This is a genomic window from Pleomorphochaeta naphthae (genome assembly GCF_055396005.1).
Map to the genome: position 1 here is coordinate 2,358,216 of NZ_AP042457.1, position 23,502 is coordinate 2,381,717.

Here is a 23,502-nt window from a genome sequence, read left to right on the forward strand (position 1 = left end):
ATGACTAATTCTAACCAAAGGAAAATTATTAAAATATTGAAAAATAATACTATGTTAATTGCATTAGTAGCTGTTGTATTGCTATTTGAATTATTAATACGTGGAGCAGATAGAGGTTCAATGCTTGCTCCTGCTAATATATCGAACTTAATCAATCAAAATGCATATGTTGTAATTTTAGCTGTTGGGATGCTTCTATGTATTATAACTGGAGGTAATATTGACCTTTCTGTTGGATCAATAGTATGTCTTGTAGGAGCTGTAGCTGGAACATTAATTGTAAATCTTCATGTAAATATTTATCTGTCCATATTTATTTGTTTGATTCTCGGAATATTATTAGGGGCTTGGCAAGGCTATTGGATTGCTTATGTTAGAATACCAGCGTTTATTGTAACATTATCAGGCATGCTGCTTTTTAGAGGTATAGCAAATATTATTCTTAATGGATTAACAATATCACCTTTCCCCGAACAATATTTAAAAATTTTTTCAAGCTACCTTCCTAACAGTACAAATTCTAACAGTAAATTAGTCTTTACATTAATTATAGCTATTATTCTTTTAGCATTATATATTTTATTTAATTTAAAAGATTATTTCAGAAGAATAAAAAAAGGATACATTCACGGTTCTAAGCTATCTAATTTCGCAAAATTATTTGCTATATCCTTTGTAGTATTACTATTTGCGACTGCTTTAGGAAAACATAAAGGTCTTCCTGTCGTACTAATTTGGTTAAGTGTTATTATCTTTGTTTATAATTACTTTACTTCAAAAACAGTACCAGGTCGTCAATTATATGCCATGGGTGGTAATGAAAAAGCAGCAATACTTTCTGGTATAGATACCAATAAACTTTTATTTGGTGCATACACTAATATGGGTTTCTTATCAGCAATTGCAGCTCTCGTTTGTGTTGCTAGATTTAATAGTGCAACACCTTCTGCAGGCAATACATATGAATTAGATGCTATCGGATCTTGTTTTATTGGTGGAGCAAGTGCTTATGGTGGAACAGGAACAGTAAGTGGAGCCATTATAGGGGCTATTTTAATGGGTGTTCTGAACAATGGTATGTCTATTCTAGGTATAGATGCAAACTGGCAAAAAGCTGTTAAAGGGTTAGTTTTGCTCGCAGCAGTAGTTTTTGATGTAATGTCAAAAAAGCGGGCAGCAAACAAGAATTAATTAAACCCCTAGTGACACCTTGCACTAATGCTATTATAATTATTCAAAAGGAAAATATTGATGGCAACAATTAAAGATATAGCTAATAAAGCCGGTGTTTCTAGGGGAACTGTTGACCGTGTTCTCAACAATCGCGCTGGTGTCAATCCGGAAATAGCAAAAAAAATAAAGCAAATCGCTAATGACTTGAATTATTCTAAAAATAAAGCTGGTTCTCTTTTAGCTATCCGAAAAAAGAAAATAAGAATAGGTTGTTTATTACCAGATATAGGGAATCATTTTTTTGACAGAGTTAAAATCGGAATAAAATCAGCAAAAAAAGAATATCAAGATTATGGACTTAATGTCCATATTGAACATCTTCAAGGATTCAATTTACAACAACACTTAGATGCTCTAGATAAATTAGAAAAACTTAACTTTGATGCGCTACTGATAACTACTATCAATACAAAACAAATCGAAAAAAAATTAAATAATATAATAAAAAAAGGAATTCCTGTAGCTTGTGTAAATACGGATGTTCCTAAAAGTAATAGGCTTTTTTATGTTGGTCCAGATTACTATAAATCAGGGGTTGCCACTGCAGGATTAATTAGATTAATCAATAATCCTATAAATAATATATTAATCATTACAGGTTCATTATCTGTAAAAGGCCACAACGATAGAATAAAAGGCTTTATAAAAACATTAGATGATAATAAAACGAATTATTCAATAATTGATATTTTAGAATGTAATGATAATGAAACCATAGCTTATAAAATTGTTTCAAAAGCCTTTAAAAATTATAAAAATATAACTACTGTCTACTTTGTTGCGGCTGGGGTTGAAGGTGGTTGTAAAGCAATTATAGAAAATACTAGCTTACAAAGGCCTAAAATTTTTTGCTATGATTTAGTTCCAGCAACTATCAATTTATTAGAACAAGGGATTATAGAAAGTACTGTTATTCATAATGCATACGACCAAGGCTTTAAAGCAGTTGAACTAATGTTTAATCATTTGGCTTTCAACACTTCAAAAGAAGATATCCATGATTATATAATTAAACCTGAAATTCATATTAAAGAAATCCTTTAATACTCAGGCTCATCATCTAATGCAAATCTACAATTTTCTTTAAATTGACAACTTATACAATCTTTTCCCGGGCATTCTCTAAAATCTATATTTGATTCTAACTGTCTTATATGCCAATTTATAGAATCAATCTTTGCTTCTAGAGCAACTTTTTTATCAATTACATTTGATAATTTTTTTCTATATTGATGAAGAAGTTCGCTTCTTCTTTTAATTCCTGAACTATCTTCATCTTTTAAGTTTATTATTTTTTTTATTTCATCTAAAGAAAAATCTAATTCTTTCAGTTCAAGGATTCGCTTCAAATAAACTAAATCTTTTTGACTATAATATCTTTGCCCACCTTGAGATCTATAACTTGGGCTAATTAAATTTAAGCTTTCATAATAACGAACTGTTCGAACTGTAACTCTAGCTTTTCGAGCAAGGTCCCCAATCCTATATTTTTCTTCTTTCATAAGTTTTTCTTACCATAAATAATGCGATTTTACAAGTTATTGAGTATATGGAATTATGAGATATAAAATAAATACACCATTAAGTACAGATATAAAAAAAATGGATAGGGTTGAACAACCAAGAGAAAGATTAAAAAATTACGGAGCTAAACATTTAACCGATGAAGAATTGATTGCATTATTAATTAGTTCAGGGACTAGAGAAAATAAAATTCAAAACATTGCAACTTCAGTTATTAATATATTAGATGAAAAAGGAGATTTATCCCTAACTGATTTAAGTCAAATTAAAGGTTTAGGTTTAGCAAAAAGTTCTCAATTATGTGCTGCCTTAGAATTAGGAAGACGGAAAATTGAAAAAAAAGAAAGGCAAATAATCGAACCTGAAGATGTTCACAAAGTTGTTAGACATTACGCAACTAGAGAACAAGAATTGTTTATTTCAATTTCAATCAATTGTGCACACGAAATTCTAGCAATTGATGTTGCTTCAATAGGGACAATAAACCAATGTATTGTCCATCCAAGAGAAGTCTTTTCAAATGCAATAAAAAATAGAGCTGTTGCAATTATTCTTTGCCACAATCATCCAACAGGAATTTTAACCCCTAGTATCAATGACGTACACATAACAAAAAGATTAATTGAATGTGGCAAAATTCTTGGAATTGAAATTATTGATCATATAATTTTCAGCGAAGATGAATACCATTCGATGAAGGAGTATGAAGAATTATAAGGTTAAAAAGTGGGCTTTTAAAATTTCAAATAATAAAAAAAAGCCCATTTTATAAAATAAAAAAAACCGTTGCTATTTGTTATTTTTAGACAACGGATAAGAAATAATACAATTAATTTTTTAAGTATGTCTATGTTGTAAACATTCAAGCACTTCTACTAATTTTACCCCTTTATATGTTAATAAAACTTGTAAATGATAAAGTAAATCTGCTGTTTCTCCTATTAATAAGTCTCGTTTGTCATCCATACTTTCAATAACAAGTTCTGTAGCTTCTTCTCCAACTTTTTGGGCAATCTTTTTAATCCCTCTTGAGAATAAATGATTAGTATAGGATCCTTCTATAGGATAATCTCGTCTATCTTCTATTATTTTTTCTAGATAAAATAAGAAATCTTTTGTTTCCATATCTTCAAAATCATTTTCTTCAAAAAAACAAGTATCTGCACCAGTGTGACATACAGGCCCTGTTGGTGTAGCTTTAACTAATAATGTATCATGGTCACAATCAAGTAAAACACTTTTTAAATTTAAAAAATTACCACTGGTCATGCCTTTAGTCCAAAGTTCCTGGCGACTTCTAGAATAAAAAGTAACTAATTTTCTATCAAAAGTTTCAACTAAAGACTCTTTATTCATATAGCCTAACATTAAAACTTTATCAGAAATAGCATCTTGAACTATCGCAGGAATCAATCCATTCCCTTTTTCAAAATCAACTTCATCGATTTTTTCAATTGTTAACTCCATATTATATCTCCCTAATACTTATACCATTATTTTTTAAATATGATTTTAACTCTGGAATTGAGATTTCTCCAAAATGGAAAATGGAGGCAGCTAAGGCCGCATCAGCTTTACCTTTTGTGAATACATCGTAAAAATGTTCACACTTTCCTGCTCCACCACTCGCAATTACAGGTATTGTTACACTTTGACTTATCATAGCGTTTAAATCAAGAGCAAAACCATCTTTTGTACCATCCTTATCCATTGATGTTAATAATATTTCTCCAGCACCCTTATCAGTAAATTCTTTTGCAACTTCTAATGCATCTCGATTTGTTTTAACTCTTCCACCATGAATATAACATTGGTATCCAGACTTAAAAGAAGGATCTTTTTTAACGTCTAAAGCACAAACAACACATTGAGTTCCAAAATTATTTGCAAGTGTAGTTATTAGTTTTGGATCTTTAAATGCACTAGAATTTATTGAAATCTTATCAGCACCTGAAGATAGTAAAACTTCAACATCTTCAACTGTATTAATTCCTCCACCAACTGTAAAGGGGATATTAATAGTTGATGCTACTTTCTTAACTAATTTAGCTAAAGTAGCTCGTTTTTCAACTGTAGCTGTTATATCTAAAAATACTAATTCATCTGCCCCTAAATCACTATACAATTTAGCAAGTTCACTAGCATCTCCAGCATCAATTAAATCTACAAAATTAACACCTTTAACAGTTCTTCCATCTTTAACATCTAAACAAGGTATGATTCTTTTTGCTAGCATTTATATTTCTCCTGTAATAAGCCTAATTGCTTAATACTAATTTTACCTTCTAGATAAGCTTTCCCTACAATTACACTATGTAATTTATATTCATATAGCTTATCTATATCTTCAATTGAGCTTACACCACCTGAAGCTACCAACTCCAATTCTGGATTACAATTTTCTCTCAACATTTTATATAAAGAAAAAGATGGGCCTTTTAACATTCCATCTTTTGAAATATCAGTACAAACTACCCTTCTAAAACCTTGATTTAAATAGTTATTTATAAATTCATCAACCTTAAGTTCACTCACTTCTAACCAACCTGAAGTAGCAATCATATTATCTTTACAATCTGCCCCTAGGATTAACCTATCACTTGAATATTTTTCAAGCCAAGATAATACTAATTGAGGATTTTTTACAGCAATACTTCCACAAGTAATTCGTTTTGCACCAGCATTAAAAGCATCTTTTAAACTCTGCTCTGTTTTAACACCCCCACCAAAATCAATTATTAAATTAGTATTTGATGCAATTCTTTCTAAGGTTTTTAAATTCATAATCTTATTATTTTTTGCACCTTGCAAATCAACTAAATGAAGATGAGTTATATTATAATCTTCAAGTTCCTTTGCTATTTCAAGAGGATCTTGACTATAATTTTTTACTGAATCATAATCTCCTTTTGTCAATCTTACCACTTTGTTATCAATAATATCTATCGCTGGTATTATTATCATTATCTAAATCTCCAGGAAATTTTGTAATATTTTAGCACCAATTTGTCCACTCTTTTCTGGGTGGAATTGTACTCCAAAATAATTATCTTTATGAAGAGCTGCACTAAATTCAGTTTCATCATATTCACACTTAGCTAAAGTATCATCACCTTTTGGAACAAAATAACTATGAACAAAATAAACATAACTATTTTGTTTAATCCCTACAAATAATGGATTATCTTCTTTAAATGTTATCTGATTCCATCCCATATGTGGTATTTTATACCCTTTTTCAGTATCAAACTTTGTAACTTGATAATCAAAAATACCAAGACAATCAGTATTATTTTCAACACTTGATTTACACATCAACTGTAATCCTAAACAAATTCCTAAAAAAGGTTGATGAAGATTTGTTAAAACTTTATCTAACTTAGTCTTTCTCAAATATGACATTGCAGAAGAAGCTTCTCCAACTCCTGGAAAGATTACCTTATCTGCAGATTTTAAAACTTGTGGATTATCACTTACTACAAATTCAGCATTTAATCTCTCTAAAGCATACTTAACACTTTGAATATTACCAGCATTATATTTTACAATAGCAATCATTATAGCACTCCTTTAGTTGTTGGCAGTTTATTACTAAAAGGATAAACATACAAAGCTTGTTTTAAACATTTTGCAAAACTCTTATATACAGCTTCAATCATGTGATGAGAATTTCCAGGACTAACTTTTATATGCAAAGTTGATTTGCTTGCATCACTAAAAGATTTAAAAAAGTGTTCAAACATTTCTGTTGGAAAAGATCCTATATACTCTCTTTTTATTGGAACATCATATACTAAATAAGGTCTGTTAGAAAAGTCTATAGCACATTGAGCCAATACTTCATCCATCGCTAGATTGTTATACCCATAGCGAGCTAATCCCTTTTTATCACCAATTGCTTTACTAATTGCATTGCCTAAAGCTATTGCAACATCTTCAACACTATGGTGCTCATCAACTTCATAATCTCCATCACAAACTAAATCCAAATCTATATCACTGTGGCGGGAAATTTGTTCTAACATATGATCAAAAAATTTAATTTTAGTATCTATATGAGATTTTCCAGTTCCATCCAAATTTAAATTTAATTTAATTTTTGTCTCTTTAGTGTTTCTAATTTCTGAAGCTTTTCTGCTTAATTTTAATTTACTGTTGACTAAGAAATTCGATATTTCATTCCAATCATCACTGATTAAAGTAGCCTCATCTTTATTTTCTAAAGCATCATCTTTAGAACTATATAAAATACAATTAATATTAAGTTCTTTAGCCAATGATATATTTTCACTCTTAGTTCCGATTATAAATGAATTATTAATATCATAATCCCCACTAAGATACCCCTTCATTTTTAAATTATCTTTAGTAAATTTAGGACATAAATTTTGGATTTCATAATCAAAAACATCTTTTTCAAAATATATTCTTTCATTAGCAAAATCTTCTTTTACCTTATTGCAAAGAGAATTTATTTTCTCTTCAGAGATTCCTTTTGCTTGATACTCTTCGCAACATAAAATCATAACTAATTTAAAATTACTCTTATCAACAATAGAAGATAACCCTCTAAAAACAGATGGTCGAAATTTTATAAAATTAAATGAAGCATCTCTTTCAACTTTTCCTACTAAACTATTACATTCAATAAATAAAAGAGGACCTTTATTTTCCTTCATTTCCTACCTCCTCGATAGCTTTATATACAGAATTACACTCTTCTTCACTACCTATAGTTATCCTTACGCAATTGTTTAGATATAAATCATTTGTTCTATTTCTAATGATTATCTTTTTGTCTTGAAGTTTTTTACATAAATAATTACTATCTTTTACTTCCATCAAGAGAAAATTAGCATCACTATTATAAACGTGTTTGACATAAGATAATTCTTTAAATTTATTATAATATTTATTTCTTCTTTCAATAATTTCATCTCTTTCTTTAAAGATTATATCAGTTTTTTCTAATATATTTAATGCCTCACGTTGAGTAGAGGAAGACACATTATATGGGGCTTTCATATTATTAATAACTTCAACTATCTCTTTATTTGTAACCATAATCCCAGCTCTAATTCCAGCTGCAGCAAAACATTTAGATAAGGTTTTTAATACTACCAAGTTCTCATATATATCTACAAGTTTTACGCTACTTTCCTTGCTACTAAACTCTCCATACGCTTCATCAATAATAACTACCCCCTTAAACATTTGAAGGATCTGTTCAAGGGTGGATAAATCTTCTGCTCTTCCTGTAGGATTATTAGGAGTACAAATAAATAATAACTTTAAATAGGATTCACTTTCAATTGTCTCTTTTAATAATTCTAAATTTATTTCAAAATTCTCTTTGTAATTCACAAAAACAGTTTCAACATCATTGATATCGGCAAAAACCTTGTATGCCCCATAAGTTGGCTTCATTATTATAATTTTATCTTCTTTAGGTTCGCAAAATGTTCTTATCAAATTATCAATTAATTCATCACTACCGTTTCCTATAACAGTATTTTCAAAAGGTAAGCCTAATTTTTCATCTAATTTTTTTCTTAACAATGTACAGTGAGGATCAGGATATCTATTGAAATTAAAATTTGAATATGATTTGTAATTTTCATTTGCATCAAGAAAAACCTCTGCAACACCATTAAATTCATCTCTAGCACAACTATAAGGAGTTAAGTCTCTAATATTCTTTCTTAGTAAATCTTTAATCATTTTCAATATCCTCCAATCTAACTCTTACACTATTAGCATGAGCTATTAAACTTTCACCTTCTGCCATTGTAATTATTGTTTGACCTAATGATTTTAAGCCTTTTTTACTAATTTCTTGAATGGTTATTTTTTTGATAAAGGAATCAATACTAACTCCTGAGACACTTCTTGCCCAACCACTTGTTGGCAAGGTATGATTAGTTCCACTTGCATAATCCCCAGCACTCTCACAAGCATAAGGGCCAATAAAAATAGAACCTGCGTTACTAACTTTATTTGAAATTTCTTTTGCTCTATTTAAATTTAAAACTAAATGTTCAGGAGCATATTTATCAATTAATTCAACACAATTATTAAAATCATCTGTCGCTATTATTTTAGAATTGTTTAAAGAAGGTAAGAGATATTCTTTCCTTTCTAATTTTTCAAGTTGTCTTTCAACTTCTTTAATAAACTTATTTTTTATATCTAAAGCAGCTTTTTCATTAGCTAAAATTAATAATATTGATTGACTATCTCTACCATGTTCAGCTTGGGATAAGAAATCACTTGCAGCATAGCTTGGTTTTGTATCCTTATCTACTACTACCATGACCTCGCTCGGTCCTGCTAACATATCAATTGAAGTTCTAGATGATATTATCATTTTAGCATAACTTACATATCTATTTCCTGGACCAAAAATTTTATCAACTCTATTAATACTTTCTGTTCCATAAGATAGAGCTGCTATTGCACTAGCTCCACCAACTTTAATTATTTTATCAATACCAATCGCCTTTGCTGTAAATAATACAATAGGATTCACGCTACCATCTTTTGTTGGAGGTGTTGCTAGTATTATATTTTTTACATTTGCAACTTTAGCTGGGACTCCTAGCATTAAAACTGTTGAAAACAAAGGAGCTGTTCCACCTGGTATATATAAACCTACGCTATTGATAGCAACAATTTTTCGACTTAATGAAATTCCGTCTTCAATTTCAACTTCCTCACCTTGTGGTAACTGTGCTATGTGAAACTTTTCAATGTTATCTTTTGCTCTAAGAATTGATTTTTTTAAATCGTCACTAACCAGTGAATCACAATTATCAAATTCTTCTTTACCTACATATAAGCTATCTAAATCTACCTTATCAAACTTTTTAGCAAAATAGAAAAGAGCTTTGTCGCCATCATTTTTTACCTTATTTATGATATCCTTTACACTTTTTTCTACATCACTATCATCGCTTAGTTCTCTAGTAAATAAAGATTCAATCTCACTAATATTTGGTTTATAATAATATGGAATCATAGATTACTCCGTCATTTTTTCAATTTTTGTAACTAAAATACCTTGTGCCCCAATTGCTTTAAGCTTTTCAAAAGCCTCCCAGAAACTGTCTTCAGCAACAACTGTCTGAACAGAAACCCAACCTTTTTCATATAGTTTTGTAACTGTAGGGGACTTCATTGATCCTACTAACTTTCCAACTTCAGGAAGATGTTCTTCTGGTAAATTAAAAATTACATACTTATAATCTTTAGCTCTATTTACAGCATCTATTCTAATTAATAATCTTTTTAAAATATCTAATTTCACTCCATCGAGATTATTATTTTGAATCATTATTGCTGAACTTGTATAAATACTTTCAACTTCTTTTAACCCATTCATTTTTAAAGTTGTTCCTGTGCTAACTAAATCACAAATTGCATCTGCAACACCTATAGTTGGCGTAATTTCTACAGATCCTCCAACTTTAACATAAGAAGCATTTACTCCATTTTCTTTTAAAATCTTATCTAAAATATTTGGATAACTAGTAGCAATTTTTTTACCTTCTAAGGATTTTAAACCTTTATATTCAAAATTTGTTAGAGTTGCTATGGATAAACGACACTTAGCAAATCCTAAATCACGTACTACTTTTAAAGGTATTTGTTGTTCATCATATTCATTTCTTCCAACAATACCAATATCTGCTATACCTTGGTCTACATAAGAAGGGATATCATCATCACGAACATATAAGAATTCTATTGGGAAATTAGAAGCGACTTCTTTTAAAACCCTTGAATCACAACCAAAATGAATACCGCATGTTTTTATAAGCTCAAGTGACTTTTCACTTAATCTTCCTTTTTTTTGAATTGCAATTCTCAATCTTTCTTCCATTTTTCATCTCCTATAAAAGGTCAATAGTTTTTCACAGAAAACCATAACCTAATTTCTTCATTTTTCTTTATTAGAAGCTATACAGCTTCTGCTTGTCGCTTATTAAAATCACCTATTAATTTATTCATATCAAAAGGCTTTTTCTTCTTTAGAATTGCATAAATTACTCTACTGAGTTTTCGTGCAAAGGCAATTATACTTTTCCCACTACCTTTGTTTTTCTTCATTCTTTTATAATCATTAATTAGCGACAAATACCTTAATGATCTTTGTAGACGAAGCATACCCATTACAGCTTGTACCATTGCAGTTCTTAACTCTACAGGTCCATTCTTTGTTATATGTCCGGTAAATCCTTTCTCATTTGAAAACTTTACAAAAGGAGTGAGTCCACAATATGCTGCGAACTGTTTGTAAGTTGCAAATCTATTTATATCACCAACATATGCTCTAATGGTTGTAGCTGTTATTTTCCCTACACCTGGAATAGTTTTTAGTAATTGAACATCTTCATCTTCTTGTACAAAATCTTCAATTAATGCCTCTAAAGCCTTGACTTGTTCATCCAAAATTTCTAAAGTTTGAATGAAACTATTTAAGGTAGAGACTGTCCTCTTCGTAATCAAAGCGTGGTCTTCGAGACCTTTTAGAAGAAGCAGTCTCTTTTTCTTGCTTTGAAATTGAGTGGCAGTTGTTACTATCCCATACCCTAACATCATATTATGTATTCTATTTTTAGTTCTTACTATCAATGAAACTAAATCAGCTCTTTCACAGATAAGTTTTCTAAGCTCCTCTGTTTCTTGATCGCATAGATAGCTTTCAGGTAACATATCTTTTAGTAAAAACTCAGCTATTGTAAAAGCATCTCTTTTATCTGTCTTTTTAGCACTTAATGTTACAACCTTAAATTTTAAAGTATTAATAACAAGTGTAAAAAAGCCTTCTTTCTGCATTAAGTTTCTAAAGTATCTAGCATTAGAAGTAGCTTCTATTGCCATTGATACATGTGCACCATACTTGTCTTCTAGAGTGTGACATTCACTAATAAAAGCATTATAACCTTCATCGTTAGTTTGATACACTTTCTCAAATAGAATCTCTTTCGTTGATGTTATTGCACAAACTGTAAATTGAGTCTTATGCAAATCAATTCCTACGCTAACAGTTTTGTTTTCCCAGTTAACCATTCTTATCTCCTTGCATTTATTTTTTTATACACAAAATCAAAAATGGCTCTCTGTTCGGTAGTTGTTCCATTCTCCTATTCGGCCTCAGTAAGTGGACCAGTGATTGATACGACTAAAACTCCTCATTCTCCTAAACAGTCTCATATTCTTGGACTAGTAAAACATGTCGAGTTAAAGTCTTGGCCATTCCTCAGTTGTGTGCCATATATTTTAACACACTATAGGAATATTGGTGCAACTACCTGCTATTTACCTTTTTATCACTCCTCCTAAAATATATTTATGGTAAAAAAAAATCCCCGCTAAGCGGAGACTACAAGGATATAACGAACAATCCAGACCACTTAGAGTTGGTTAAAACCGAATAAATGATGATGTATTGTTCTAATAATTTTCATATTTTTAATTATATATATAATTTAACTAGTGTCAATATTACTTGTATATAAATTCAATAAATATACAATAAATATAAAACTTAGAGCGAAACCTTCTATATTTATTAATTCATTTTTTCAAAATCGCCTTCTACATTCTTCTTTTCAAATTCTTTTTCAACTTTTCTAAGCCTATAACTCCAGAAGAAATGGCCAATGCCGTAGAAGATACAAATAAAACCTATTACCTTTAAGAAAAATTGGGCTACTTGATTTGGGAAAACAAAAAATACTATAGCAATTACTAAATTGAGTAGACCACTAATTAACAAAGAAGTACTATCAAAAGAAGTGTTTCTCAAGCCAACAGAGCTAAAAAGATTTCCTAGACCGTTTATCAATAATTGAGCAGCTAATAAATAAATTATGACTGTTACTGCTAAAGTGGAAGTGAAATAAGGATAAGCTATAATAATTATACCAATAACAATGCTAAAAATTGATGAAAACAAATTTACTGTTTTAGTTCTTTTTAGTTGCTGTAAATTAGTTGCAAACAGTAAGCCTTTTACACCTACAAACACACTATATAAACCATATATAAATACTACAAAATTTAAAAATTCTGCACTTTGAAATAATAAAATTATACCAAAAATTGCAATAGCAATACCAAAAATCATTGAAATTGTTAAATTTCTTTTAAAAAAACTAGTTTCTTTCATATTTATTCCTCATTAATCTCCCAAGGCTAAAGAAATTGGGTCATTAATTATTTGCTTCAACTCAACATCAAATATCAATAAAGAATTTGGTGGAATAGAATCAGTACCTTCCATACCATATGCTAGTGTAGGATGTACATAAAATCTATACTTTGCACCAACATTCATTAATTTAATACCTTCTATAAACCCAGGAACTAGTGAATTTAAGGCAAACTTACTATTTTCTTCACTTTTGATTAATAAATTATCATCTTGAGTATATACTCTATAATTCACAACGACTTTATCGCTTTCTGTGGGATGAGCACCTGTTCCTTTTTCAATTATTTCATATTGTAGACCAGACTCTGTTACAATAACATCAGATCTTTTAGCATTTTCAGCTAAAATCTGTTCTGCTTTTTGTAAATTCTCAGCTGCTTCTTTTTCTCTTTGTAGCTGAGCTTGACTTAGCATTTGTTGTTGCATTTGCTGTATAATCTCAACAATTTCTTGCTCCGAAAAAAGAGCTTTTCCTTCAGCTGCATCTATTGCACCTTTTGCATAGTATTCAGGATTTATATCTAAATTTTGACTAAGAGTTGATAAATACAGTAAATACGAATAAGCATAGCTAAACTTATCTTCCAAAGTTTGAGGATCGTCTAAATCCTTTATAGCATCAACTTCTACAATTTCTACATCTGTACTAGGTGTTATTTTAGATACTAAATCATCACTAATATCATTCTTTCTTTCAAGATTAGGCAATGCATATAAATTTGCACCAAATAAAAGAAATAAGATAAAAGTGAAAAAATATTTTGGATAATTCTTCACGGTGTTATGTCCTTCCGTTGCAGGGGTTTTTTCTCTTTTATTCTAGTTTTTACCTCACCCCCAGACTAAAACCATTAAAAAGAGAACTTTCATTAAAACTGTACAATAGAATATTTATTAAGTCTAGTTAAAGTTAAGGCTTTTCAAAAAAATGTTTTAAACCTTCAATAAATTTGCTTCCTTAAATTGCATTCATCTCATTTATCCCTCCCTCTCAAAAGGTATTAAATAAAACTCTCTACATTCGTTTGAAATTGCAGTTTGTTTTTCACTATCAAAAGTTAAAATAAAATTAAAATATAATTTATTATTTCTATAAAATCCTATTATTTTATCTAAGCTTTCAGGATCTTTAGAATATATTTCATTTTTTATTATTTCTATTGGAACAGAAAATCCTCCATCTTTCAATCTTAATATTAAAAATTCATCATTAATTTCTATACTACTAAAAGGAGCTTGTGCTTTCATGTTTTTAACTAATTCATCTTCACCAAATGCTTCAACCATAAGTTTTATTCTTTTTACATTTTCTTCAAATTCATCTGTATCAGGTAAAACACCTTCCTCTATTAAAGATAGTTCAAGCATCGATATTACAGTATCTATAGTATAAGTATATGTACCAAAATGCACTGAAGCAAATAAAACAGGCGAAACAAACATGAAAACGAGACTAAATAAAAGGGACTTTTTCAATTGCATTTAAAAATATACTCCTAGACTTAATACTTATAAAATTAACATAAATTTTATACGTTATTAATTGTTAGTTTAAATCATAAATTATGAATTGTCCATGTTTTTGATAGGGCAATAATTGAAAAGATGAATGAAGTTAAAACTAGAAATTAAATCGATAATTTGTTACGGATTAAAAAAAACATCTATGCTCAATCGATAAAAAATGCTATAATTTGTATATGAAATTGAAAGATGTGTTGGAACTTTGTTCTGGAAAACTTTTGTGTGGGGACTCACACTTAAATGATGAAGTTGATTTTGCCTTTGCTAGCGATATGATGAGTGATGTACTAACTTTGCTAGAAGACAACATTCTGCTCATAACAGGACTCTCAAATAATCAAGCTGTTAGAACAGCTGTTATGAGTGATATTAGAAATATTGTTATAGCAAGAAATAAAATACCTAGCCAAGATATGATAGAAATGGCTAATGAGTTTGATATCGCTATCATTACAACTCCATTTTCTATGTATAGATTGAGTGGAATATTATTTAGTAAAGGACTAAATTATATTTACTAATTGATAAAAACATTTACCCACATTCAACTTTGAATGTGGGATTTTTTTTATACAGGGAGATAAACTAATTCATCTTCTTTAATTTGCAAGATTTCATTTTCTTTATCAAAAATACTTTTATCGCAGAAAAATGATAAAGAATGACTTTTTTCTTCTTTTAGAATTTTTGCCTGCTGCCTTATATCTTCAGCTGTAACATGCAAAATCGCTTCCCTAGCCTCTTTTCTCTGCTCATCTGTGATCTTATATAAAATTCTTCTAAAATCTATAATACTTGTTTTATCTGGACCATATGGGCGTAAATCACTAGCGACATTACTAATTATAGCATCATTAATTAAAACTTGATCTACTAAAATATCACTATACTTTTCCAACGCCTTCTTAAAACTATCAACAGTTTTTGTCAAATTAGGATCACTAGCTGAAATAAAGATGAATAATCTCTCTAAACTTTCTACATGGCAATCAACACCATAGGCTCCGCCTAAAACTCGAATTTCATTCCATAAATCATTACCTGATAAAATAGAAGATAATATTCTTTGTACAGAATTTTCTTTACTACCTAAGGGTTTTGATGGAATTACATAACTTGTATGATTAACTGAAGAAGGTAAAATAAAGGCTTTTTTAGCATCGATTGGTTCTTCACCGTTAAATTTATTAAAAGTATCCTTAATTTGAATAGAAGGGCCCTCTTCAAAACTACTAAAGAAATCATCTAAAGTCTTAGTACTTTTATCTATTAAGTGTTCATCACATGTTAAATGAACTTCCAACCTAGAGATGTTATTAGTTTTCTTCTTAAGATTTTCAAGGTCAACTGCTAGTGATGAAATATCTTCTCGTTTGATTTTATCTAAAAATAGCCATTGACTTATTCCCAACAAATCTTCAATTAACTTTGCATTGTCAGAAAAAGGACTAGATGCTGCAATTGTAGCGAATCTATAACCAGAGCCAGAAGCTACAGATTTATACATGTTTTTTAATTCAACAATTGAATTCCAAATATTTTGATAATCATCTAAATGTGAGTCTTGAATTATTTCTTTTGTTAAATTTATGCCTTTTTGAATATCTTCTTCTAACATCTTTACTCTAAAAATAATTCCTAAGCACCTTTCTAGATTAGTTTTTGAACCACCTTCTAAAGAAATATTAAAACCACCAGTATTACGCATAACCTCAGTCATCACCTTAGTGTTATCCATATCTCCAACGGAACAAGTTTCAAGAATTTTTGTATAAAGTGGTAATAATTGTATTTCTCTAGGACTTAAATCTTCTAAGTGAATAAAAATGTCAAAATAAGCAATTGAATTTGTTGCTTCTTTCATAATAAATACAGGAGTATTATGTATTAATATTTTTTCATGGTTATAACACTTAATATCACTAGGTAAATCATCAATGCCTAATTTAGGTATCTTTTCCAAATCTTCTTGAGAATCACCTTGATTTTGGAATTCTAAAAATGCCTGAGTTTTTTCTCTATAATAAGATTTATCATCAGCTTCAAGTCTATCAGTTTTTTCTTTTATCTTTTTAGCTAACTTTTCATTATATACATCTAGAGCTGTAGAATCTGGATTAGCCACAAACAAAAGACGATGATTATTATTTACTATATTAGCATCAATCCATTCTTCTAAATATCTTGGATTGTCTTTCATTTTTACTTTAAGTTCATCAACTGCTTTACTATATTCTGCTGTAGTTGAAGGACTGAAACCTCTAAGCCAACCTCTTAATGCACGTTTTAATACTATAAGGCCCATTGGTCCTGAAGAAGGTTTCTCATGAATTTGGAAACTTAATCTTTTAAATGTTGCAGAAACTAGCTCTTTATCAAAACCTTTTTCACTTATTTTAGATAATTGTTTTAAAATAAATTTTTCAATTTGTTCTGGTTCTTTATCTTTAACACCAGAAAAGGCTATCATTAAAGGCATCATGGTATAATCAGTACTAATACCACTTAAGTTTGAAACATCTTCCCCTAATTTAGACTCTAACATCGCTTTATATAATGGACAACCAGATGAGCCTAATAACAGTTCATAGATAAACGATAAAGTAATTACTTCTAGAGGTATAGATGAATCAGTTGTTACAAAAGCTGTTGCCACTATAGATCCAGAATCAGAATCACTACTAGGGCAATTTACAGTTAAAGTTCTAGGTTCATCCCATTTTTTAGGAATCAAATTAACTTTTGATACATTAATTTTTGCACACTGTGATAAATATTCTTTATTTAATAACTCTAAATACTTATCAATACTTAAATTACCATATAAAAACAACTTTGAATTAGTTGGATGATAATATTGCATATAAAAGGACTTAAATTTTTTATAATCTAAATCAACGATTTCGATTGGTTCACCACCAGAATTAAAATTATATGGGGTATCTGGGAATAAATTTTTTAAACAAATACTATTTGCGACATATTCTCCATCATTTTTTTCACCAAGCATTTCATTAAAAACAACACCTTTATATGCAAAATCACCATTTTCATTACAATGAAGTCTTATCCCTTCTTGCATAAATGTTTCTTCTCTTAATAAAGGTGCAAATACTGCATCAGTATATAAACTAAAAATATTATCAAAATCTTTTTTTAGTGGAGATGCTGCTGGATATAGAGTCTTAGTTGGATAAGTTAATGCATTCATAAATGTTGAAGCACTACTTTTTTGTAATTGCATGAAAGGATCTCTTAGAGGATACTTTTTAGACCCCGCAAGTACACTATGCTCTATTATATGAGCAACCCCTGTGTTATCACTTGGTATTGTTTCAAATATATATGAAAAAAACAATTCGTTATCATCATTTAAAACATGATAAACTTCCATTGCTGTTGCTTCATGCTTATATAATAAGCCATAAGAATCATATTCACTTAATTTCTCAATTTCAACTAGTTTAAACCCATAAAGTTCATCACCAATTTTTTCATTCTGAAGTTTCATACAAACTCCTCCGCTTTATTTAAGCTATCAAAACCACCTATGTTTTGCAAGTTGTTTTGATTCCACATAATAAATCTTGCTAAATTAAACAAAATGAACTATGTTTTATTTATGCGAGCATTTTATCAATTTAAAGACAAACCCATTCTATTTGCACATAGAGGCATGAATTCCTTTGCCCCTGAAAATACTTTACCAGCTTTTCAACTTTGCATTGACAATAATATACCCGCAATTGAACTCGATGTCCATCTAATAAAAACTGGAGAACTAGTAGTTATACATGATTCTTCAACAAAACGCTTAACTAATAAAGACTATAAAATAGAAAATTTAACCCTTTCAGAAGTAAAAAATATAGATATTGGAATATATAAAGGTGAAGAATTTAAAAACACAAGAATCCCTACTCTAGAAGAAGTTTTTCAAATATTTTCTAATAATCTGCTCTATGATATCGAAATAAAAAGTAATGGGTTAAATAATAATGTATTAGTCAAAAAACTATGGAATCTAATTAGAAAATATAAACTAGAATTTAACGTAATTGTTACATCTTTCAACCCTTTTGCTATGAGAACCTTTGAGAAAATTTCAAATCACTCTCTTCTAGAAGGAATTATTTTTTCTAATGATAAATCAGTTCCATTTTATTTAAGAAAAGGTCATGGCTCTCTCCTTTTCCAATGTAATATAGCCAAACCAGATGTCAATATTTTAAATGATAAGATGTTTCAACAATATAACGATAAAGAAGTTAAAATCCTACCATGGTGCGTTGATGACGAACAAAAAGCTATTGAACTTGTAAATAAAAAAGTGTTTGGAATTATATCAAATGTACCTGAAAAAATTATATCTACTAAATTATTTCAACAATAAAATTTAAAAATAATTATGAAAAGCTCTTTTTGCTACATTAATCAAAGATACCTTTTCTCCAATTTCTAGAGTATCTTCAATTGCTACACTTTCAATTAAACTACTTTGAAAAATTAACTCTAGACTATTTAAATCATATATTTCTAAACTTCCATGAGAGCTTACAAATACTTTAATAGCAACTTGACTTTCTAAAACTTCCCCTTTAAATAAAAACAAATAATCTGCTTCAGATTTAAATTCATCTATATTTTCAAAATCATCTATTTCCTTAACTATTACTTGTGCTCCTAATTTTTTAAGTTGTGTCGTAAAAAATTCAATTGTTGAACTTTCACGCCTTTGTTGGTAAACATCATTTTCTATCGAAACTATCATCACTTTTTTATCTTGAAAATCTGATATTCTTTCATAAGGAAAAACTATTTCATCAATTACCAACTCTATTCTATCAGCAGCTTCATTAAAATTTTTACTTCTAAGAAGAGCTACTTCATTGCTTAAATCAATTTTAAATATTATCAAACCTTTTAAATTTATATTTTTATCATCTAAATAAAAAGTAAAAGAATTATCTTTAAATGGAAGTAAATCTTCACTTGAAAGATAATTTTGAAAATCAACATCCTTTGAATTATATTGAGCTATAAGATTAACCCCTTTTACTGTAGGGTTAATTAATCCCTGATTCCTATTTACTCTAATTTCTAAAATATTTTTATTACTCTTTGCATAAACCTTTATAGATAAAGCTGAAATTCTAGTTATAATTGTATTTAAATATGTATTAGCTTTATCAATAAAACCATTTTCATTAGCTTTTATATAAGCATCTATCAATATTTTTATTGAGTCATAATCCTTATTTTCTCTATATAATAAATTACTTTCTTTTTCAAATTGCTCTAAGTCAGTTATTACTTGTTGATCTTTTTCTATTTTATTTAAGCTCTCCTGTTCAATTATAGATTTATTGGCAGTTAATAAATAAACAATTTTATTTAAGGAATCTTCATTTTCTAAATAATATTTCTTCTCAATTTTTAATTCTAACGGTTTATAATAATAATCATTCAATAATGATGAGATAAATATATCTTTATTAGGAATATATATAGATTTACTAAAACTATCATAGAAAGAAGTTACGGCATTTAAAGTAGCTTCTTCTACTGTTGCTCCAATTCCTTCGATTCTATAATAATTTATATTACTTTCAATATTGTCATTATCTAGATCTGTCTTAACCCAACTAGGAATTGAATCTAAGACTATTAATTCATCCTCACTTACGCAAGAATTAAATATTATAATGCAGATAAATAATATTATTGTAAATCTTTTCATTCTTAATTTCCTAATGTATTAATTCTACCATTATTTTTATTTTAAACAAGATTAGAATAAAATCTCTGTTGCAAATAAAATACTATTATACATCTCATTATTACTATCCATTTTATATGACAGTGCTAATTTTAAATTTGGAGTTAAATATTGTTTATATCCTATTTCAAACGCACTATGCATATTTATATCATCATAGGTTAAGAGGCCAAGCTTTAATTTTGAATATATTGTTGCACTACTTAATAGATAATTTGATTTAAATATAATTGATAGGGGAAATTCTATTAACAAATTTGAATCAATCGAAACATCATCAATTTTTATATAATTTAAATCATAAAAAAGAGAAGATGATAGGCCTAAGTAAATTGTATCGAATGGAGCAAAAAGTGATTTTAGATAAAAATATTCTCCACTCATACTAATAATATTAGCTTCATAATCATAAGCAAAATTTATACCTAATTGATGTCTTGGTCCTCTTTCAATTTCTAAATTTACTAAAGATGAAGGATTATAAAGAAAATTTAAAGTTGCAACTTCATCAAATACTGAATTAACAGTGGCTAAAGATTTATTATTTTCAAAATCTGCAAGATATAAAAAATCACCAACTTTGAATTTATTATCTTTATTCTCAAAAGATTTAAAATTCTCATTATAACTCAACACATATTCACTTTCGCTTTTAAATAAAGCTGATAAATCATATTTTAATGTATCAAATAAAAGTTGATCTAATTTTTTGATTAGTTTATCTTTATCTGCTTCTTTAAATTGAATATTTATTGGAACTGAATTTGAATTTAAAACAACTTGGGCTGATAGAAAGAAATTAGAATCTTCATATTTTATAGTTGATATAGAAATTTTAAGAGTGCTCATAATAGAATCATCTACCTTAGTATAACCTACTAAGGTAGAGTCTAAGGCAGTTTTAATAGAAGTCTCAACTTTTTGTGAGAGATCATCTATTTTATAATCTCCTCTTTGAATTTGAAAATCAGATGCATACATTACTGAAAAGCTAATCAATAAAAGAGAAAAAATAATTGCCCTTTTTATCATTAATTTTCTGCTCCAATTTTTATTATTTCAAGAATTAACTTTACTGCATCTTCCATAGCATCTAAAGCACACCATTCATAATATGAATGATAATTATGTCCCCCAGTATAAATATTTGGACATGGAATTCCTTTTTCATTTGCCATACGAGCGCCATCTGTTCCACCTCTAATTGGGGATTCAAATAATGGTTGCCCAAGTCTTCTACCAGCTTCAAAAATACTCTCTAATACTTTAGGATTTTTGACAGATATATCTTTCATATTATAATATTGTCTTTTAATATTAATTTTTGTCTTTCCACCTGGATAAATTTGTTCAACCATTTTACATAAGGATTTAAGTGTATTTTCTCTTCTCTCAATTTCACTGATTTCAAAATCTCGAAGATAAACAACAAGATGAGCTTCATCATTTGTTGCATTTAACTCTAAAGGACAGTAATATCCGAATCTATTATCTGTGGCTTCTGGACTTTCAGATTGGGGTAAGCTATTTACTAAAGCTGTTGCCATTGTTAAAGCATTAACCATTTTGCCTCTTGCTGCACCTAAATGATAAGATACTCCTTTAAAATCAATAGAAACTTTACTAGCATTGAAACATTCGCTCTCTATTTCATATCTAGTTCCACCATCAATTGTATAACAATAGTCACAATGAATTCTATCATAAGGGAAAGCGTCCATACCACAACCGGTTTCTTCATCACAAGTAAAAATTATTTCAACTTCACCATGTTTTATCTCTGGATTTTCAACTAAAATTTTTGCAATCTCCATTATTTCTGTTACACCAGCTTTATCATCAGCTCCTAATAATGTTGTACCATCAGAAGTAAAAATAGTTGAACCTATATACTTGTCAAGTTCTGGATTTTCTTCTTTCTTTATAACTCTACCAGATTTACCTAAAACTATATCTTCCCCATTATACTTTTCTACGATTTGAGGCTTTACTCCATTACCTTCAACATCATCAGCTGTATCTACGTGAGCCATTAATCCTATACATGGTGCATTATCTACAGTAGGTGGAATATGAGCGACTAAAACGCCTTCTTTTCCAACAGTAATATCTTTTATATTTAATTTTTCTAAATCACTTTTTAATAAGTTAATTAAATCTAATTGATTAACACTTGATGGATGTTGTACTTCTGCTAATTTTTCGTCGCTCATTGTATCAACAACAGTATATCTTAGGAAATTTGTTTTCATATTATCTTTAACATTTTCAAACATTTGATTGCTCCTACAATTTTGTTTCTACATTATTATTACACAAAGTAATATAGAAAACAATTATACTAAACAATAATACTGTTGTTTTATAACGATCACAAAGCAAAACTATATTTTTTCAACATTGGTTTTACCATGTCTATAACTTGATATAATGAAAATACACAAATCATTATACCTGTAACAATTGGAGATCTGTTCATAGTTTTACCAACAGAAATCATACTGTTTGCAAGAGCAAATGCAACTTGTGGTTCTGTTGAAATTTCATTTACCCACTCTGCAAAGGCCTGTTGAGACTCTCCTCCATATTTATAATATTGATACAGACTCATTATAGTGCAAGAAAGAACGCCTGTAGCAACACTAATTGCAGCAGCGGCTGATACCTTTCCCCAGAACATAGTCTCTGGCATAAACATGTAAACTAGACCAGCTGTAAATAATACAAAGCTTCTTGTAACTAACTGCCTTAGATCTTTTTGGAAAGCTACCTGTTGACTAGGAGGGACCGCTTTACTTAAATTAGCTATATCTCTATTTATAAAATCTCTTGTTTGATGAAGCTTTTCATCAATTTTATAAGCTTCTTCCTCTGGTAATAAAGATTTTGCTTGAGTAGCTATATCATCTAAACGTTCATCCCCTTCAAGGGCAATACTATAGTTAAATCTTAAGTAGTCCTTTCCTCCTACTTCTTTTAAAGATTCAGATACTACTTGGTCTCCTGTCATTTGATTTAAATCTAAACTTTTATCAGTTTCTTCAAAATATGGAGCAACAATTTCTAGCTGTTCATCGACTATTCTTGAAACTGAAGTAATCAATTCTTCATCACTTATACTTTTTTTTAATGTTCTATCTAAGGCAAAAGAACACCCACTTATCACAAAAACTAAAATTACAACTATTAAAATTGTAAAGAAATTTTCTATACTTTTTTTCAT

General features: G+C 29.0%; 23 protein-coding genes. 5 read left to right on the forward strand and 18 right to left on the reverse strand.

Translation table 11 applies throughout. From position 1 onward, the window contains the following. On the forward strand, positions 1-1,191 hold the full coding sequence (mmsB, locus tag ACZ5SO_RS10760) for a multiple monosaccharide ABC transporter permease (RefSeq protein WP_464624552.1): 1,191 nt from the start codon (positions 1-3) through the stop codon (positions 1,189-1,191). Positions 1,192-1,251: 60 nt separating this feature from the next. After that, positions 1,252-2,277: a LacI family DNA-binding transcriptional regulator gene (locus ACZ5SO_RS10765; RefSeq protein WP_464624553.1), complete on the forward strand. Its 1,026-nt coding sequence runs from the start codon at positions 1,252-1,254 to the stop codon at positions 2,275-2,277. On the opposite strand, the gene ACZ5SO_RS10770 is transcribed toward ACZ5SO_RS10765, so the two are convergent. Continuing rightward, entirely contained in the window at positions 2,274-2,735 is a 462-nt protein-coding gene (locus ACZ5SO_RS10770; protein ID WP_464624554.1) for a MerR family transcriptional regulator, read from the reverse strand. The genes ACZ5SO_RS10765 and ACZ5SO_RS10770 overlap by 4 nt on opposite strands. Before the next feature lie 55 nt (positions 2,736-2,790). Between ACZ5SO_RS10770 and radC the strand changes: the two genes are divergently transcribed. Next, entirely contained in the window at positions 2,791-3,474 is a 684-nt protein-coding gene (gene radC, locus ACZ5SO_RS10775; RefSeq protein WP_464624556.1) for a RadC family protein, read from the forward strand. A gap of 120 nt (positions 3,475-3,594) precedes the next feature. Here the strand turns inward: radC and hisIE are convergent, their stop codons facing one another. From hisIE to ACZ5SO_RS10835, 12 genes are all read right to left on the reverse strand, one after another. Then, the gene (gene hisIE / locus ACZ5SO_RS10780) at positions 3,595-4,224 is read right to left on the reverse strand and encodes a bifunctional phosphoribosyl-AMP cyclohydrolase/phosphoribosyl-ATP diphosphatase HisIE (protein ID WP_464624558.1); all 630 of its coding nucleotides are present in this window, start codon (positions 4,222-4,224) and stop codon (positions 3,595-3,597) included. Between the two features lies 1 nt (position 4,225). Beyond that, entirely contained in the window at positions 4,226-4,993 is a 768-nt protein-coding gene (gene hisF / locus ACZ5SO_RS10785; protein ID WP_464624560.1) for an imidazole glycerol phosphate synthase subunit HisF, read from the reverse strand. After that, on the reverse strand, positions 4,987-5,721 hold the full coding sequence (gene hisA, locus ACZ5SO_RS10790; protein ID WP_464624562.1) for a 1-(5-phosphoribosyl)-5-[(5-phosphoribosylamino)methylideneamino]imidazole-4-carboxamide isomerase: 735 nt from the start codon (positions 5,719-5,721) through the stop codon (positions 4,987-4,989). The genes hisF and hisA overlap by 7 nt, the downstream gene beginning before the upstream one ends. Before the next feature lie 3 nt (positions 5,722-5,724). Further along, positions 5,725-6,315 (reverse strand): imidazole glycerol phosphate synthase subunit HisH, encoded by a 591-nt coding sequence (gene hisH, locus ACZ5SO_RS10795; RefSeq protein ID WP_464624564.1) that lies wholly within the window; start codon positions 6,313-6,315, stop codon positions 5,725-5,727. Then, positions 6,315-7,436, reverse strand: a complete 1,122-nt coding sequence (gene hisB, locus ACZ5SO_RS10800; protein ID WP_464624565.1) for an imidazoleglycerol-phosphate dehydratase HisB — start codon at positions 7,434-7,436, stop codon at positions 6,315-6,317. The genes hisH and hisB overlap by 1 nt, the downstream gene beginning before the upstream one ends. Further along, complete coding sequence (gene hisC / locus ACZ5SO_RS10805; protein WP_464624567.1) at positions 7,423-8,478, reverse strand: histidinol-phosphate transaminase; 1,056 nt, start codon at positions 8,476-8,478, stop codon at positions 7,423-7,425. Before hisC ends, hisB begins: the two co-directional genes overlap by 14 nt. Continuing rightward, the gene (gene hisD / locus ACZ5SO_RS10810; protein WP_464624568.1) at positions 8,471-9,775 is read right to left on the reverse strand and encodes a histidinol dehydrogenase; all 1,305 of its coding nucleotides are present in this window, start codon (positions 9,773-9,775) and stop codon (positions 8,471-8,473) included. The genes hisC and hisD overlap by 8 nt, the downstream gene beginning before the upstream one ends. A gap of 3 nt (positions 9,776-9,778) precedes the next feature. Further along, a complete protein-coding gene (hisG, locus tag ACZ5SO_RS10815) occupies positions 9,779-10,639 on the reverse strand; it encodes an ATP phosphoribosyltransferase (protein WP_464624570.1) in 861 nt (286 codons plus the stop codon). Between the two features lie 77 nt (positions 10,640-10,716). After that, entirely contained in the window at positions 10,717-11,829 is a 1,113-nt protein-coding gene (locus ACZ5SO_RS10820) for an IS110 family RNA-guided transposase (protein ID WP_464624023.1), read from the reverse strand. Positions 11,830-12,331: 502 nt separating this feature from the next. Beyond that, positions 12,332-12,931: a DUF308 domain-containing protein gene (locus ACZ5SO_RS10825; RefSeq protein WP_464624572.1), complete on the reverse strand. Its 600-nt coding sequence runs from the start codon at positions 12,929-12,931 to the stop codon at positions 12,332-12,334. Between the two features lie 12 nt (positions 12,932-12,943). Continuing rightward, positions 12,944-13,753, reverse strand: coding sequence for an FKBP-type peptidyl-prolyl cis-trans isomerase N-terminal domain-containing protein (locus ACZ5SO_RS10830; protein ID WP_464624573.1), 810 nt, complete (start codon positions 13,751-13,753; stop codon positions 12,944-12,946). 201 nt (positions 13,754-13,954) lie between these two features. Then, positions 13,955-14,458, reverse strand: coding sequence for a hypothetical protein (locus tag ACZ5SO_RS10835; RefSeq protein WP_464624575.1), 504 nt, complete (start codon positions 14,456-14,458; stop codon positions 13,955-13,957). Positions 14,459-14,676: 218 nt separating this feature from the next. On the opposite strand from ACZ5SO_RS10835, the gene ACZ5SO_RS10840 reads away from it, so the two are divergent. Beyond that, positions 14,677-15,021 carry a DRTGG domain-containing protein gene (locus tag ACZ5SO_RS10840; protein ID WP_464624576.1) on the forward strand — a complete coding sequence of 115 codons (345 nt, stop codon included), beginning with the start codon at positions 14,677-14,679 and terminating at the stop codon, positions 15,019-15,021. A 47-nt stretch (positions 15,022-15,068) separates the two neighbouring features. On the opposite strand, the gene ACZ5SO_RS10845 is transcribed toward ACZ5SO_RS10840, so the two are convergent. Next, complete coding sequence (locus tag ACZ5SO_RS10845; protein ID WP_464624577.1) at positions 15,069-18,011, reverse strand: insulinase family protein; 2,943 nt, start codon at positions 18,009-18,011, stop codon at positions 15,069-15,071. A 111-nt stretch (positions 18,012-18,122) separates the two neighbouring features. Here ACZ5SO_RS10845 and ACZ5SO_RS10850 point away from each other — a divergent pair, with 111 nt between their 5' ends. Then, positions 18,123-18,893 (forward strand): glycerophosphodiester phosphodiesterase, encoded by a 771-nt coding sequence (locus ACZ5SO_RS10850; protein WP_464624578.1) that lies wholly within the window; start codon positions 18,123-18,125, stop codon positions 18,891-18,893. 3 nt (positions 18,894-18,896) lie between these two features. Here the strand turns inward: ACZ5SO_RS10850 and ACZ5SO_RS10855 are convergent, their stop codons facing one another. From ACZ5SO_RS10855 to ACZ5SO_RS10870, 4 genes are all read right to left on the reverse strand, one after another. Beyond that, positions 18,897-20,240 (reverse strand): hypothetical protein, encoded by a 1,344-nt coding sequence (locus ACZ5SO_RS10855; protein WP_464624579.1) that lies wholly within the window; start codon positions 20,238-20,240, stop codon positions 18,897-18,899. Positions 20,241-20,291: 51 nt separating this feature from the next. Beyond that, positions 20,292-21,311: a hypothetical protein gene (locus ACZ5SO_RS10860; protein WP_464624581.1), complete on the reverse strand. Its 1,020-nt coding sequence runs from the start codon at positions 21,309-21,311 to the stop codon at positions 20,292-20,294. Continuing rightward, positions 21,311-22,555 carry a peptidase T gene (gene pepT, locus ACZ5SO_RS10865; protein ID WP_464624583.1) on the reverse strand — a complete coding sequence of 415 codons (1,245 nt, stop codon included), beginning with the start codon at positions 22,553-22,555 and terminating at the stop codon, positions 21,311-21,313. Before pepT ends, ACZ5SO_RS10860 begins: the two co-directional genes overlap by 1 nt. A gap of 95 nt (positions 22,556-22,650) precedes the next feature. Beyond that, positions 22,651-23,502: a hypothetical protein gene (locus tag ACZ5SO_RS10870; protein ID WP_464624584.1), complete on the reverse strand. Its 852-nt coding sequence runs from the start codon at positions 23,500-23,502 to the stop codon at positions 22,651-22,653.